The sequence below is a fragment of the Paenibacillus sp. CAA11 genome (genome assembly GCF_003060825.1).
GTDB lineage: Bacteria > Bacillota > Bacilli > Paenibacillales > Paenibacillaceae > Fontibacillus.
Window position 1 is genome coordinate 4,045,680 of record NZ_CP028922.1, and the last position, 13,349, is coordinate 4,059,028.

The 13,349-nt window shown below is 49.5% G+C and carries 14 protein-coding genes; 8 read left to right on the forward strand and 6 right to left on the reverse strand.

The features are described 5' to 3' along the window. Window positions 1-54 precede the first annotated feature (54 nt). The 3 genes from DCC85_RS18995 to DCC85_RS19005 all read left to right on the forward strand — a co-directional run bounded on the left by DCC85_RS18995 (window position 55) and on the right by DCC85_RS19005 (window position 4,455). Complete coding sequence (locus tag DCC85_RS18995; protein WP_108466972.1) at window positions 55-2,328, forward strand: alpha-galactosidase; 2,274 nt, start codon at window positions 55-57, stop codon at window positions 2,326-2,328. Window positions 2,329-2,567: 239 nt separating this feature from the next. Next, a complete protein-coding gene (locus tag DCC85_RS19000; RefSeq protein ID WP_108466973.1) occupies window positions 2,568-3,392 on the forward strand; it encodes a MerR family transcriptional regulator in 825 nt (274 codons plus the stop codon). Window positions 3,393-3,429: 37 nt separating this feature from the next. Then, window positions 3,430-4,455 carry a serine hydrolase domain-containing protein gene (locus tag DCC85_RS19005; protein ID WP_108466974.1) on the forward strand — a complete coding sequence of 342 codons (1,026 nt, stop codon included), beginning with the start codon at window positions 3,430-3,432 and terminating at the stop codon, window positions 4,453-4,455. A gap of 167 nt (window positions 4,456-4,622) precedes the next feature. On the opposite strand, the gene DCC85_RS19010 is transcribed toward DCC85_RS19005, so the two are convergent. The 5 genes from DCC85_RS19010 to DCC85_RS19030 form a co-directional block, all read right to left on the reverse strand. Further along, on the reverse strand, window positions 4,623-5,240 hold the full coding sequence (locus DCC85_RS19010; protein WP_108466975.1) for an alpha/beta hydrolase: 618 nt from the start codon (window positions 5,238-5,240) through the stop codon (window positions 4,623-4,625). Beyond that, a complete protein-coding gene (locus DCC85_RS19015; RefSeq protein ID WP_108466976.1) occupies window positions 5,237-6,187 on the reverse strand; it encodes a ring-cleaving dioxygenase in 951 nt (316 codons plus the stop codon). Before DCC85_RS19015 ends, DCC85_RS19010 begins: the two co-directional genes overlap by 4 nt. Before the next feature lie 117 nt (window positions 6,188-6,304). After that, a complete protein-coding gene (locus DCC85_RS19020; protein ID WP_108467966.1) occupies window positions 6,305-6,724 on the reverse strand; it encodes a MarR family winged helix-turn-helix transcriptional regulator in 420 nt (139 codons plus the stop codon). A 66-nt stretch (window positions 6,725-6,790) separates the two neighbouring features. Continuing rightward, window positions 6,791-7,384 carry a flavin reductase family protein gene (locus DCC85_RS19025; RefSeq protein WP_108466977.1) on the reverse strand — a complete coding sequence of 198 codons (594 nt, stop codon included), beginning with the start codon at window positions 7,382-7,384 and terminating at the stop codon, window positions 6,791-6,793. Window positions 7,385-7,411: 27 nt separating this feature from the next. Then, window positions 7,412-8,350, reverse strand: coding sequence for a ring-cleaving dioxygenase (locus DCC85_RS19030; protein ID WP_108466978.1), 939 nt, complete (start codon window positions 8,348-8,350; stop codon window positions 7,412-7,414). 278 nt (window positions 8,351-8,628) lie between these two features. On the opposite strand from DCC85_RS19030, the gene DCC85_RS19035 reads away from it, so the two are divergent. The 5 genes from DCC85_RS19035 (at window position 8,629) to DCC85_RS19055 (ending at window position 12,866) form a co-directional block, all read left to right on the forward strand. Then, the gene (locus tag DCC85_RS19035; protein WP_108466979.1) at window positions 8,629-9,345 is read left to right on the forward strand and encodes a response regulator transcription factor; all 717 of its coding nucleotides are present in this window, start codon (window positions 8,629-8,631) and stop codon (window positions 9,343-9,345) included. Next, entirely contained in the window at window positions 9,339-10,274 is a 936-nt protein-coding gene (locus tag DCC85_RS19040) for a sensor histidine kinase (protein WP_108466980.1), read from the forward strand. The genes DCC85_RS19035 and DCC85_RS19040 overlap by 7 nt, the downstream gene beginning before the upstream one ends. A gap of 52 nt (window positions 10,275-10,326) precedes the next feature. Next, entirely contained in the window at window positions 10,327-11,247 is a 921-nt protein-coding gene (locus tag DCC85_RS19045; protein WP_108466981.1) for an ABC transporter ATP-binding protein, read from the forward strand. Beyond that, window positions 11,240-12,001 carry an ABC transporter permease gene (locus DCC85_RS19050; RefSeq protein ID WP_159081928.1) on the forward strand — a complete coding sequence of 254 codons (762 nt, stop codon included), beginning with the start codon at window positions 11,240-11,242 and terminating at the stop codon, window positions 11,999-12,001. The genes DCC85_RS19045 and DCC85_RS19050 overlap by 8 nt, the downstream gene beginning before the upstream one ends. Before the next feature lie 112 nt (window positions 12,002-12,113). Next, complete coding sequence (locus tag DCC85_RS19055; RefSeq protein WP_108466983.1) at window positions 12,114-12,866, forward strand: ABC transporter permease; 753 nt, start codon at window positions 12,114-12,116, stop codon at window positions 12,864-12,866. 273 nt (window positions 12,867-13,139) lie between these two features. On the opposite strand, the gene DCC85_RS23755 is transcribed toward DCC85_RS19055, so the two are convergent. Next, on the reverse strand, window positions 13,140-13,316 hold the full coding sequence (locus tag DCC85_RS23755; RefSeq protein WP_108466984.1) for a gallidermin family lantibiotic: 177 nt from the start codon (window positions 13,314-13,316) through the stop codon (window positions 13,140-13,142). Window positions 13,317-13,349 lie beyond the last annotated feature (33 nt).

The window sequence follows — 13,349 nt, forward strand, 5'->3', positions numbered from 1 at the left end:
CATGCATCCAAGTCATCCACGCAATCATTATCTATGACCTATGGGAGTGATATTATGAAAATCCATGTAGACGAAGCGCTCGGCTTATTCCACCTGCAGTCCAAGGACTCAAGCTATATTTTTCAAGTAGTAGAAGGCTACCCTGCCCACCTATACTGGGGGGCACAGCTGAACCATGACGCCGGTCTGGCGCATATTCTGGAGCTGCGGGAACGCTGCTCGTTCTCCCCGAATCCGGTGCCTGCGAACCGTCCGCTATCGCTGGACACGCTACCCCAAGAATACCCCCAATACGGGACCAGCGATTTCCGGCAGCCTGCATACCAGGCTCAGCTTGACGACGGCAGCCGGATTACGGAGCTCAAATACAGCGGCTACCGCATCGCACCCGGCAAGCCTAAGCTGACAGGACTCCCCGCCGTATATACCGAGTCGGAGAAAGAAGCCGCAACGCTGTATCTGTACCTTAAGGATGAGTATTCCGGCCTCAAGGTAACCCTACTGTACACCGTATTTGCAGAACATAGCGCCATTGCCCGGTCTGCTTTTTTTGAACAAGAGGGAAGCGCTATCATCCGGCTTGAGCAGGCGATGAGCGCGTCCGTGGATTTGAGTGACTCCCGCTATCAGGCGCTGTACCTCTCTGGGGCTTGGGCACGCGAGCGCCATATTCAGCGCAGAGACTTGGCTCCAGGCGCCCTGCGCCTGGAAAGCCGCCGGGGTTCCAGCAGCCATCAGATGAACCCCTTCCTCGCCCTGCTCCGTCCGGAAGCAACAGAGGATCATGGCGATGTATACGGGTTCAGCCTGGTGTACAGCGGCAACTTTGCCGCCCAAGCCGAGGTTGAACAGTTCAACCAGACCCGGGTCAGCATCGGCATAAACCCTTCCGACTTCTCATGGAAGCTTGAGCCGGGCCAGTCGTTCCAGACTCCCGAAGTCATCATGGTCTATTCCGGGGAGGGAATCGGCGGCATGTCACGCACCTATCACCGCCTGTACCGCCAGCGGCTGTGCCGCGGCAAGCACCGCGACCAGGTACGGCCGATTCTGATCAATAATTGGGAGGCCACCTATTTCAATTTCGATGCCGACAAAATTGAAGCTCTAGCCCAAGAAGCCCGTCCCCTCGGCATTGAGCTCTTCGTCCTCGATGACGGCTGGTTCGGCAAGCGGGACAATGACGACTCCTCCCTCGGCGATTGGTTCGAGCATGAGCGTAAGCTGCCGGAAGGCCTAAGCGGACTGGCCAAGCGGGTGAACGAGCAAGGCCTGCAGTTCGGGCTATGGGTTGAGCCCGAGATGGTATCCCCGGACAGCGAGCTGTATCGCCAGCATCCGGACTGGTGTCTGCACGCGCCGGGCCGCCGCCGGACCGAAGCGCGTTCCCAGCTGATCCTTGACCTCTCGCGAGAAGAAGTGTGCGATTATCTATACGATACCTTGAGCAAGGTATTCGCTTCCGCACCCATCACTTATGTGAAGTGGGATATGAACCGCAACATGACGGAGATTGCCTCGGCGCAGGCACCAAGCGATCGGCAGAAAGAAACAGCCCACCGCTACATGCTCGGGCTATACGATTTGCTGGAGCGCCTGACCACAAGCTTCCCGGACATCCTGTTCGAAAGCTGCTCCGGGGGGGGCGGGAGATTCGATCCCGGGATGCTGTACTATATGCCGCAGACCTGGACCAGCGATGATACCGATGCCATCGAGAGACTGGCCATCCAATACGGAACGAGCATTGTCTATCCGGCCAGCACAATGGGGGCACATGTGTCAGCCGTGCCGAACCATCAGGTTCACCGGATGACCTCCTTTGCCCTCCGCGGAGATGTTGCAATGAGCGGGAACTTCGGCTATGAGCTGGACCTTAGTTCACTCTCCCAGGAGGAGAAGACGCTTGCGGCCAGACAAGTTGCCCAGTACAAGGAGATCCGTTCGCTTGTGCAGCAGGGCGAGATGTACAGACTCCTCAGCCCGTTCGAAGGGCGCGGAGATACCGCCTGGATGTTTGTCAGCGAAGATCAGTCCGAAGCGTTTGTCGCTTTCTTCCGCGTACTGGCCGAGCCGAATGGGCCGATCCGGCGCCTTACGCTGAAGGGCCTCGATCCGAACAAGAGATACAAGCTGGAGGCCGGAGTCTCGGCTGCGGCAGCAGCATCCGGCGCAAAAGGTTCTGCGGATGACGCGTCTGCTTTCCGGGAAGCGTTCGGCGGACAGTCCTTCATGGGCGATCAGCTGATGCGCATCGGGCTTGTCGTCTCCGACCTGCAGGGCGATTTCGCCAGCCTGACGTTCCGCCTGCAGGCCGTCGAAGCTTAGATCAAGTTATCACATGCAGAAGTAACAGCCAGTCACCGGGGATATCCCCCCGGGGGCTGGCTGTTTGTTTGTTTGTTGTTCATTTTGGGCAAATCAGAGGCTCACTGCTCTACTCTGTCCCTTTGCAGTTGACTTTGCCCTTAGGATAAGGTGTATACAAGAATAGAAGAATAACGTATCGATACTTCAAGCATGCGCATGCCCCTACCAGGATCAAAATAAATCATGGAGGTGACCCCTTGCTGTCGATTGGAGAATTTTCAAAAATCTGCAAGGTCTCTACAAAGACCCTTCGCTATTATGACGAGATGGGATTGATTCATCCAGACGAAATTAATCCGGAGAACGGATATCGGTATTATTCCATCCGCCAACTCAAGAAAATGCTCTTTATCAATCGTCTGAAATCGTATCATTTCTCTCTCGAAGAAATTAAAGCTCTGCTGGAATCGGAAGAGAATTCGTCCGAAGAGCAGCTAGCCTCTGCCCTTCACCGCAAACGGAGAGACATTCAAGAAAAGCTGGATGGTTTGCAGTACACCCTGAAGCAGATGAATCATGACATTGTAAATCTAGAGATGGGCATTCCTTTGATGGCCTATCTGGAGCAGATTGAAGTACAGCTTGTCCAGAGTAGGGCTATGAATATTCTCTCTGCGCGCCTATTGCTGAATAAGGATGACTATGCGGCGGGATATGGACAACACATCGGCAAACTATATGAGAGAATCGCTAAGGAGAATCTCACCCTGCTGGGCCCTCCCATGACCATCTATCACAGCTCAGAGTACGATCCTGCCGGGAATGATACCGAGTTTGCGATCCCGATCAAAGAGGAGGTCAAGGGAACCCGGGACTTGCCTGGCTGCCTTTGCGCCCGGTCTGTATTAAAGGGAGCCTATCCTGAGCTGACCTCGGTCTATGCCAAGCTTAAGGAATGGATAGAACAGGAAGGCTATACCCTGGTGAGCCCGCCTTATGAAGTGTATATAACCGATCCCAACCAGGCGGCGGTGCCTGAGGATCTGGTGACAGAGGTTTATTTTCCGGTCAAGAAAAGATAGAGGTAGACACATCTCATATAAGGGAGAGAAGCACATTATGCCCAAAAACTATTGGCCCACTGCACAGTGGAAAGCCGCAGACCCGGCAGACTTAAATCTGGACTCTGCTAAGCTATCCGAGCTTGAGTCTCTGATCGCATCTGAATATAGCAATATCAGCGGGATCGTTATCGCAAGATACGGCAATCTTGCTTACGAGAGTTATCATCACGGCTGGGGACCCGACGACCCCAAACATGTCGCGTCTGTTACGAAGAGCATCCTGTCCGCCCTCATAGGCATAGCTATACATGCAGGATATATCCATCATCCGGACCAGAAAGTGCTGGATTTTTTTCCGGAGTACATTCCAAATGCGGCTAATCCCAAGGTACGGGAAATTACGATCCGCCATCTTCTTACGATGACAGCCCCCTATTCATTCGAGGATTGGCGCGAGCCGCTGGACAAGCTGTGCATGGCACCTGACTGGGTGAAGTACACCCTGGATATGCTGGGTCAACAGGGGGACATCGGAGCGTTCAAGTACTCTACCGCAGGAGCGCACCTGCTATCCGTTATACTCAGCCGCAGCACAGGCCGAAGTGCCCGTGAATTTGCCAATGAGCATTTATTCAAGCCCACCGGTATGAGAGAAATCCCGGATCATCCGATGGCTTCCTATGGGTTTGAGGATTTGTTCGGAACGCGTGTACAGGGCTGGGTTAAGGACCCGGCTGGAAATTCCACCGGAGGCTGGGGACTTACACTCACTCCCCGGGATATGGCGCGTTTTGGGCTCCTTTATTTAAATCGCGGGCGCTGGCAACAGCATCAAGTGATTCCGGAGGCATGGGTCCTTGAATCTACAACAATGACTCCTCATAGATATGGTTATTTGTGGTGGCTTATGGAAGAGGAAGGCGTATCAGCCTTCTCAGCCCTAGGCGATGGCGGAAATATCATCTGCTGCATTCCGGACAAAGACCTCGTCATCGCCATTGCCTCCGAATTCATGATGAATCCCCGGGATCGCTGGACACTGATCAAGGAGCATATCCTTTCGGCTGTACTAGAAGAGTAGCTCCCTTGCCCCTATGACGTTATGGGAATCACTGAAATCACATGTATCACTGAAATCACTGAAATTGCCGGAATATAGAAGGCTCTAATACGTGTTTTACCTTATAAAAAAGAGACAGGGCGACGGCATGAAGATGCTGTCACCCTTGCTTCTTGTTCGTTCCTGAATCAATCCACTTGAACGAAGTTCTCTTGATACCAACGGGCCGCTGCCTGCGCTTCCGACTGCGTAAGCTGATGCCCAAAGCTCTCCCAGTGCACCGTCACCTTAGCGCCCGCATCCTCCAGCAGCTTCTGTAATTCTTCCGTTTCGCTCGGCGCGCAAAGCGGATCATTCTTCCCGGCCCCGATGAAGATGGGAATACCGGACAGATCGGGAAGCTGTAGGCCCCGGATTGGAACCATCGGATGATGGAGAATCGCCCCGCGAAATGCATCCTGATAATGAAACAGCAGACTGCCGATAATATTTGCCCCGTTAGAGTATCCAACCGCTACAAGCTTCTCCCGATCCAGCTCATAATCAGCAGCTGCCTGCCCCAGGAAATCGTAAATCTCCTTGGTACGATACACCAAGTCTTCCTCATCGAAGACACCCTCGGCCAAGCGGCGGAAAAATCGCGGCATCCCGTTCTCCAAGACATTCCCTCTTACGCCTAGTAAAGACGAGCCTCGAGAGATCAGTCTGCCTAATCCAAGCAAATCCCTCTCTGTCCCCCCCGTCCCGTGGAACAACACAAGGGTCGGTGCATTCAGATCCTGTCCTTTTTCAAAAATATGCTTCATAACTTCTTCGCCTCCAGTTCACGAACCTGAATCGGTTCCAGATTAGCTTCAATTTCGACCCGCTGCGGCTCGTACCAGGATGGAAGCATGAGCTTCTCCCCCATCGCTTCTGCCGGCTCATCGACTGCAAATCCCGGAGGATCGGTAGCAATTTCAAAGAGAATGCCTCCACCCTCACGGAAATAAACGGCGTTGAAGTATTGACGGTCGATAATTTGGGTTGGCTGATAGCCGGACGAGGATACCATCTCCTGCCAGAGGGCATGCTCCTCGTAGTCTTTAGCCCGCCAAGCAATATGATGCACCGTGCCTGCACCGCCGGCTCCCCACGGCATATCTCCCATCCGCACATCAATGATATTGCCGATATTGCCGGATGCCTTAAAGCGTGCATATCCCGCATCTTCGCCGACCTTCGTCAAGCCGAGAATGTTCTCCAGCGCGTCCATCGTCTTGCTTGCATGGACACTATAGAGCACGGCTCCGCCAAAGCCCTTTATCGCCTTATCGGCAGGGACCCCGCCGAAGGACCATTCACTATTTGAGCCTTCTTCCCGTTCGACAATCTCCAGGCGCAGACCATCGTTATCAGCGAATTGCAAGTAGTCTTCAGAGAAGCGAGTGGTCTTGGTTACTGAAATGCCAAACTGTTTTAACCGTTCTTCCCAGAAGCCAAGCGCACCCACCGGCACCACATAAGTGGTGATCCCAACTTGCCCGCCGCCGATTCGCCCTCTCCGGTTCCCGGATGAAGGAAAAAATGTAATGATGGTGCCCGGATCGCCAGACTGGTCGCCAAAGTACAAATGATAGACCTCCGGAGCATCGAAATTAATCGTTCGCTTCACCAGTCGAAGCCCCAAAATCCCTGCATAGAAATCAACATTTTTCTGCGGATTACCGGCAAAAGCTGTAATATGATGAATTCCAGCTGTTTGTAAAGTCATGACTATTCACTCCTTCTAACCAAGTAGTATTTTTAATTTAATTATCTTAATGCAAAGACTTCGGACGAACCTTTCCTACTTCCCCCTGCTTTTCTAACCTTCTGCTTTTCTAAGCTTCTACTCTTCAACGCCTTTGCCTAATTTCTTGATCAATTCAATCGTATTAAGCTTCTCATCTGTGGTGAGTGTATTCATCATGCCATGGATCACATCGGCATGCTGCGGGAAGATACGATCGAAGAGATCGTCCCCTTCCTTCGTAATTTCCGCATAGGTTATTCTGCGGTCCTCAGCGCTGGGGACCCGTCTTAATAGGCCCTTTTTTTCTAATTTATCAATATTATAAGTAATGCTTCCGCTCGTAATCAGAATTTTATCGCCAATCTGCTGCAGCGGAACCTTACGTTTCGAGTAAATCACTTCCAGGATCATAAATTCCGACGGGGAAAGCCCGTGCTGCTTCATATCCTTCGTCGCCCGTTCCATCATCGTCTTGTATGCTTTGGACAACACCACAAAGAGCTTCAAGGATAGCATCGCTTCATTATTCACTACATTCACACTCCGGCACTTTTCTTCTCAAATTGATTTCTAGACTATTCCTTAACGGGGCCTCTCAATAGTAAATATCTCCCCAACGGCTGCATAGTCATTGCCAGCCAATCGGCTGACCGCAGCCAGTTTATAAGGATCAATTCGTCCTTCATGATAAATCTCTTCATTTATATGGAACTGTACGACTCTGCCAATGATCAAATCACAGCCGGGAAAGTCCATGTGCCGCTCTAGCGTACATTCCATTCGGACTTGGGCTTCTTGAACCCCTTGGACGGATATGTTCACACTATCCACTGGAGTGAGTCCAGCTAGTGTAACTTCACTTTGTTCTGGAGGGAGATTAGCCGCAGTTTGATTCACCTTTTCCACATTATGCTGGTCCACAATATGAACCACGAATTCTTGTGCCGTCAATATATTTCTTGCCGTATCCTTCCGCTTGTCTCCAGCGTGCTGAATCGATAAAGAGATCATTGGCGGATTGGATGAGACAATATTGAAATAGCTGAAAGGCGCACCGTTAAGAACTCCGTCCTCAGATCGTGTTGTCACAAACGCAATAGGTCTTGGAATAATGCTTCCGATTAGAAGCTTATAGTTGTCTCTCTCCGTCTGGCTAGCCGGATCTATGGTTATCACAGCACATCAGTCCCTTCTTGGAATGATTCAATCTAACTCCCTTACCTCAAATGGAAGCAATACACGTTCAAGCTGTTCCCGGTGCGGCTCATACTGTGCCGGAAGCATGAGATGGCTTCCCATCGTTTCAGCGGATTCATCCTGAGCGAATCCTGGAGGATCTGTCGCAATCTCGAACAGGATCTCCCCGTGTTCCCGGAAGTAAATCGCATTAAAGTAATTACGGTCCCTGACCGGAGTTACTCCATAGCCACTCGCAGAAATATAGTCTTGCCATTCCAAGTGATCCTGATCATCGGCTGCCCGCCAGGCAATATGATGAACCGTTCCAACTCCCATATCTCCGCGTGCTACCGCCGTTAATTTCAGGTCGATGATATTTCCAATTTCAGCAGTGGACCGGTACCGGGCGATATCCCCTTCTTGACCGACATAGTCCAGTCCCATAACCTTCTCCAGGAGTTCAGCGGTTCTCTCAGGCTGTGCGGACAGCAGTGTAGCGCCGCCAAAGCCCTTGATCGCCACCCCAGAAGTTACCTCTCCAAACGTCCATGTGTTCCTTTCGCCTTCTTCTCTCTCAACAAGCTCCAGGTGAAGCCCATGTGGATCGTCAAATTCCAGATAGTGCTCCCCAAACCGCTCTAACTCGGTAAAAGGCACTTTGAATTTATGAAGTCTGTCTTTCCAGAACTCCATAGCGCCAGCGGGCACTACATAAGAGGTTACGCCGACCTGGCCTGCGCCAATCTTGCCTTGATAAGCATTCGCCCAGGGGAAGAAAGTTATAATGGTTCCCGGCTTCCCGCCTTCATTCCCGAAATAAAAATGGTACGTCCCTGGATCGTCAAAATTGACCGTTTGCTTGACCAGTCTCAGCCCCAACACGCCGGCGTAAAAATCTACATTTTCCTGCGGATGACCAACAATCGCCGTAATATGGTGAATTCCTGCTGTTTTCTTTGTCATTCTCATTCACTCCATTCTTAGGATTATTCCGATATTATATATCTTAGATCAAAGAATCTTAAATTAAAGATATTTGTTAATTTCATTTTATGATTGATCAAGCTAAAAGTCAATAGTAATTTACTATATTTTTTATAGTGGAATTTGATCCTTGGATGGAATCGGTATGTACACAGATCCTGCCGCCCTAATGAAGTAGAGCGGTATGGTATAATTTTATAATATAGTAGATATGTAGCAAATTTTAATATATTGATCATTCTGGAGTTGATGATGTGATGCAGCCCTATATTTTAACGGTGGAAGACGATCTGGAGATCAGTCAGCTGATCGTGGATACACTCTGTGAAGAGAACTATAAGGTAGATGCGGTATATGACGGGCATACGGCTTGCGAAGCCTTACAGAATCAAGTTTATCATTTGGTCATCCTTGACATCATGCTTCCTGATATGGACGGCTGGGATGTACTGCAATGGATTCGGGAACATATGAATATTCCTGTTCTGATCTTGACCGCCCGGGACTCGGAGCTTGATACCATACATGGGCTTAATCTCGGTGCAGACGATTATCTCACCAAGCCCTATCATATGGGCGAATTCATAGCGAGGGTCAATGCCCAGCTTAGACGATACCTGAAGCTGAACGAGCAGACCCCGGAAGACGCCTCGGTGCTGATTCATGGTGACCTGATGCTCAACTGCCATACGTGCGAAGCCACGGTCCGGAATCAGACCATTCCTTTAACCGCCAAGGAATTCGCCATTTTGGAGCTGTTGATGCGCTCGCCTAAGCGAATATACAGCAAGTCTCAAATTTTCGCAGCGGTATGGCACGATGACTATACTTCGGATGACAATACGGTCATGGTTCATATTCGAAGACTACGCAGCAAAATTGAAGAGGACCCTTCTCATCCTGTCTATATTCAGACGATTTGGGGGATCGGCTACAGAATGGGCAAACTTGATCCGGAGATCGCGTCATGGTGATGCTCCTATTCATATATGCCTCGGCAGCAACTCTGCTGCTTGGAGGGCTGATCGTCAGGCAGAGACACCTGCTTGGGCAAATCCGCAAAATAACCCATACGCTGTCCCGCATCCGAACAGCCAATGACCATCAGCGTCTGCGTGTTCAATCCTCTATGCAGCTTCTGCATCATCTGGCCGATGAGCTTAATCAATTCTTGGAACATCATAAACAGCTAGGGGAACGCTCCCTCTTTTTAGAGGAGGAACGAAACCAGATGCTAATGCATCTCTCCCATGACTTAAGAACCCCGTTAACTTCGTTGTTAGGATACGTAGAGGTAATTCAGCGAAAGGCGGCCAGCTTATCTCCTAAAGACACGCATTCCTATTTAAATGTAATCCATGCTAAGGCCATGAAATTAATTACACAGATCAATGACTTTTTTTACTTTGCAAAGCTTGATTCCACACAGTCCCCGCTGGATCTCGCTTCCTTTGACATTGTTGCTGTTGTTCAGGAGGTCCTTCTATCCCTGCATCAACCTATAGAGCTCAGTCAGATTGAGCCGGTGCTGAACCTTCCCGGTCACCCGGTGTTTGTCTACGGTAATGCGCTTGGAACAGAGCGGATTCTGCTTAATTTGATGACCAATGCGTATCGCTACGGAGCAGAAGGCGGGCTGCTAGGTGTGGAAATCCGGGAGTCTGCGCATGAGGTCGTTGTTGAGGTGTGGGACCGTGGAAAAGGGATTGCGCCATCGGATTTGCCTTATATTTTCAACCGATTCTACACAGGCCAGCGATCCAGAGGACATCATGTGCAAGGAAACGGTCTCGGCCTAACCATTGCTAAGAGGCTGGCCGAGAAGCAGCATGGCTCCCTGACCGCTACGAGTATCCCGTACGAGAAAACGTCCTTCCGCCTCACCCTTCCCGCTCATCCGTAAGGATTATGTAAGATCTTGGAATTACAATCTTAGACAAGAAAGGAGTGGCGATATGGAGCCTATTCTAAAGACTAATAATCTAACTAAGGTTTATGATCAGCATGTAGCGGTCAACCGGATCAATATGTCGATCCACAAGGGTGAAATTTATGGTTTTCTCGGACAGAATGGAGCCGGAAAAACAACGGCCATCCGCATGATGCTGGGTCTCGTGAAGCCCACCTCGGGAGAGGTCGAAATGTTCGGAGAGAGAGTCACTAAGAACAGTTTTAGGGCTTTTGAAAGAGTCGGCGCCATCATTGAGACGCCCGGTTCATATAAGAACCTTACAGCTTATGAAAATTTGGATATCCACCGAAGACTGATGGGAATGTCCGCAAAGTCTTCCATTGAAGAGGCGCTAGAGCTTGTAGGTTTGCTGGATGTGCGAAACCGGAAAGTTGGCAAATTCTCACTGGGCATGAAACAGCGGCTTGGACTAGCCCGTGCCCTGCTCCATCAGCCTGACTTCCTGATCCTTGATGAACCCACCAACGGTCTGGACCCTCAGGGGATCAAAGACATTCGGTATCTCCTGCTTGATTTGGCCAAGCGCCGTGATATTACCATTCTAGTATCCAGCCATATTCTTAGTGAGATTGAACAGCTCGCCACCCGAATTGGCATTATACATCAAGGGCAGCTTCTGGAGGAATTGGATATGGAGCAGCTGCGGCAAAAGAACCGGCACTTTTTGGAGGTCACGGTCTCGAATGACCAGCAGGCTGCATTTATTCTACAAGAGCATCTGGGTATAGCGGATTTTATAATCACAGAGCTGGGGAAAATCAGAATTTATGAACGTATGGATGAGGCTATGCTCATTAACCGGACGCTGGTTGAACATGGGGTCGATATCGCGGAGCTGCTGCTCAATAAAGGGAACCTGGAAGAGTATTTCCTCCAGCTTACAGGAGGGAATGCTGGTGTCTAATCTTCTCTATACAGAAATCACCAAGCTCAGACGTTCTCCGGTTGCCGCAGTCTTATCTATTTTCATTCTGTTACCGCTGCTCCTGCAGACTGTTATTAGCCTAGGGATCTTCAGCAACGGGCAAAATGTAGGTTGGTTTGACATTTGGGCTACCCATGAATTCCTGGTCAATTTACTGCTGGCACCCGCCTGCTTTGCCCAGATCGCTGGCTTCATCTTTGCGCGTGAATATCAGGAGAACACGGTCAATTATATCTTCATCTCCCCCTACTCAAGATCGAAAATCTACTTCACAAAAGTTCTCTTGTTGGGACCTATCATTCTATGCAGCTTGTTCTTATCCTATGTGCTTGTAGGAATTGTGGGGCTATTCCTGACCCAAGAACAGCTAACCGGTGAGACGCTAAGTATCCATGCAATCAATCTACTTTTTATTGCGATATGGCATTACGCCTTATGCTTTATTGCCCTCGTGCCGGCTATTTTGTTAAAAAACAGCTACTCCAGTGTGATTGTAGGCGCAGGAGGCGTGGCCGCTTCCATCATGACCGTCCTTACAAGCGTGCCACCCAAATACTCTTCACTTAACCCTTATTACTTCCCTGCCTACATGGTTAGTCAATTAACGGCAGGCAACGCGATCGCTGATGAGATCCTATGGAGAGGCTTGATCACCCTGTTCGTTTTTTTTGCACTCAGCCTGTCGATTACCCTTTACAGTTATACACAGTCGGATATTCACAGTGGTATATAGAATGAACTAAAGAAATGAATGTTATAGGGCCGTATTAGGCCGTGATCATAGAAAGTTCAATATAAAACTTTAGTTCAATCTATATAGCTAGAAAATAAGCGGAGGTAGTCCAATGACAACCGTTCTATATACCGAACTCTTGAAATGCAGACGGGCTTCAATCTTATGGATTATTGCGGCCTTGATTGCCATTCCTTCTCTCATCTCGCTGTTTCTCGGTTTGGGTTCACTGTTTGTGCTAAATTCCCCACCGAAATGGAGCGGATTCTTAGTATTCAGCCAATCCTTAATTAATATGTTAGTGGGACCTCCTGTGTTTGCCATGCTGGCCAGTTTCCTGTTTGCCAGAGAGTACCAAGAAGGAACGGTTAACTCCATTTATTTGTATCCCCGACATCGCGCTTCCTTCTTCTTCGGTAAACTGGGCATTCTGTTCCTGCTAATCGCCACGACCATCATAGTGATCTTCCTCATTAACCTGGGAATGGGCTTCTTATTTACAAAAGCGCCTTTGACCCAAGATTTATTTGTCGGGAAAGTTCTGGAGCTGTTGAAGATTATAGGACTGCAATTTCTTCTGCTTCCGATCGCTATTGTTGCAGGAGTGCTCAGCCGCCAGATCATCGCCGGAATCATCGTAGGAATTGCGGGAGTCACTTCTTCGGTCATTCTGATGATTGCCGCCACGCCGCTGAAATACTCGGTCTATAACCCTTATTCCTTCGTCACTTTTATTATTGATAGCCCGCTGGAAAGCCCGCTTATGATCCGCGGATTTGGAACCTTACTGACCTTGTCCGTCCTATGCACGGCCATTAGCTACTATTATTATGTATCCAGTGATGTGCATGGTGCTGGAGTGTAACAAGCACGTTCATCAATAGTTAAGGATGCTTGATCCCATGTAAACAGCTCTTTAATTTCTCCCATAAGGCGTGTGCTCTAGATCCCTAATCGCTGTGAACGATTAATTTGGCTAGCAGGCACGCCTATTTGCAGTACGCCATTGTACTGAGCTTCTCCCCTGCCAAACCTATTAAAAATGCACCCCTTATAATTCATCGGTTGCCTAAACAGGACCAATGTCTATTATTAGGGATGCACTTCATACTAATTGTAATTAATGCCCATTGATGTTCTAAATATCACATTTTGGACCGTAAGTAGGACAACCTTTGAATGTAGTAAGCCAACAACGATCTCCATCACAAGAACCAGGAGTACAAATCAATCTGCTCTGAGCCAATTGTGCACTTGCCTCTTCTTTCACCGACGTTACTTGAACATCCAGATCAAACATGGAGTTTTTAGCCATTTGCCTTACCCCTTTCAAAAATTTTTTTGTAGA

Bases quoted from the DNA above. Each gene is read 5' to 3' on its own strand.
- DCC85_RS18995 (WP_108466972.1), top strand. From the start codon at position 55: ATGAAAATCCATGTAGACGAAGCGCTCGGCTTATTCCACCTGCAGTCC.
- DCC85_RS19005 (WP_108466974.1), top strand. From the start codon at position 3,430: ATGCCCAAAAACTATTGGCCCACTGCACAGTGGAAAGCCGCAGACCCG.
- DCC85_RS19010 (WP_108466975.1), bottom strand. From the start codon at position 5,240: ATGAAGCATATTTTTGAAAAAGGACAGGATCTGAATGCACCGACCCTT.
- DCC85_RS19015 (WP_108466976.1), bottom strand. From the start codon at position 6,187: ATGACTTTACAAACAGCTGGAATTCATCATATTACAGCTTTTGCCGGT.
- DCC85_RS19020 (WP_108467966.1), bottom strand. From the start codon at position 6,724: ATGCTATCCTTGAAGCTCTTTGTGGTGTTGTCCAAAGCATACAAGACG.
- DCC85_RS19030 (WP_108466978.1), bottom strand. From the start codon at position 8,350: ATGACAAAGAAAACAGCAGGAATTCACCATATTACGGCGATTGTTGGT.
- DCC85_RS19035 (WP_108466979.1), top strand. From the start codon at position 8,629: ATGCAGCCCTATATTTTAACGGTGGAAGACGATCTGGAGATCAGTCAG.
- DCC85_RS19040 (WP_108466980.1), top strand. From the start codon at position 9,339: ATGGTGATGCTCCTATTCATATATGCCTCGGCAGCAACTCTGCTGCTT.
- DCC85_RS19045 (WP_108466981.1), top strand. From the start codon at position 10,327: ATGGAGCCTATTCTAAAGACTAATAATCTAACTAAGGTTTATGATCAG.
- DCC85_RS19055 (WP_108466983.1), top strand. From the start codon at position 12,114: ATGACAACCGTTCTATATACCGAACTCTTGAAATGCAGACGGGCTTCA.
- DCC85_RS23755 (WP_108466984.1), bottom strand. From the start codon at position 13,316: ATGGCTAAAAACTCCATGTTTGATCTGGATGTTCAAGTAACGTCGGTG.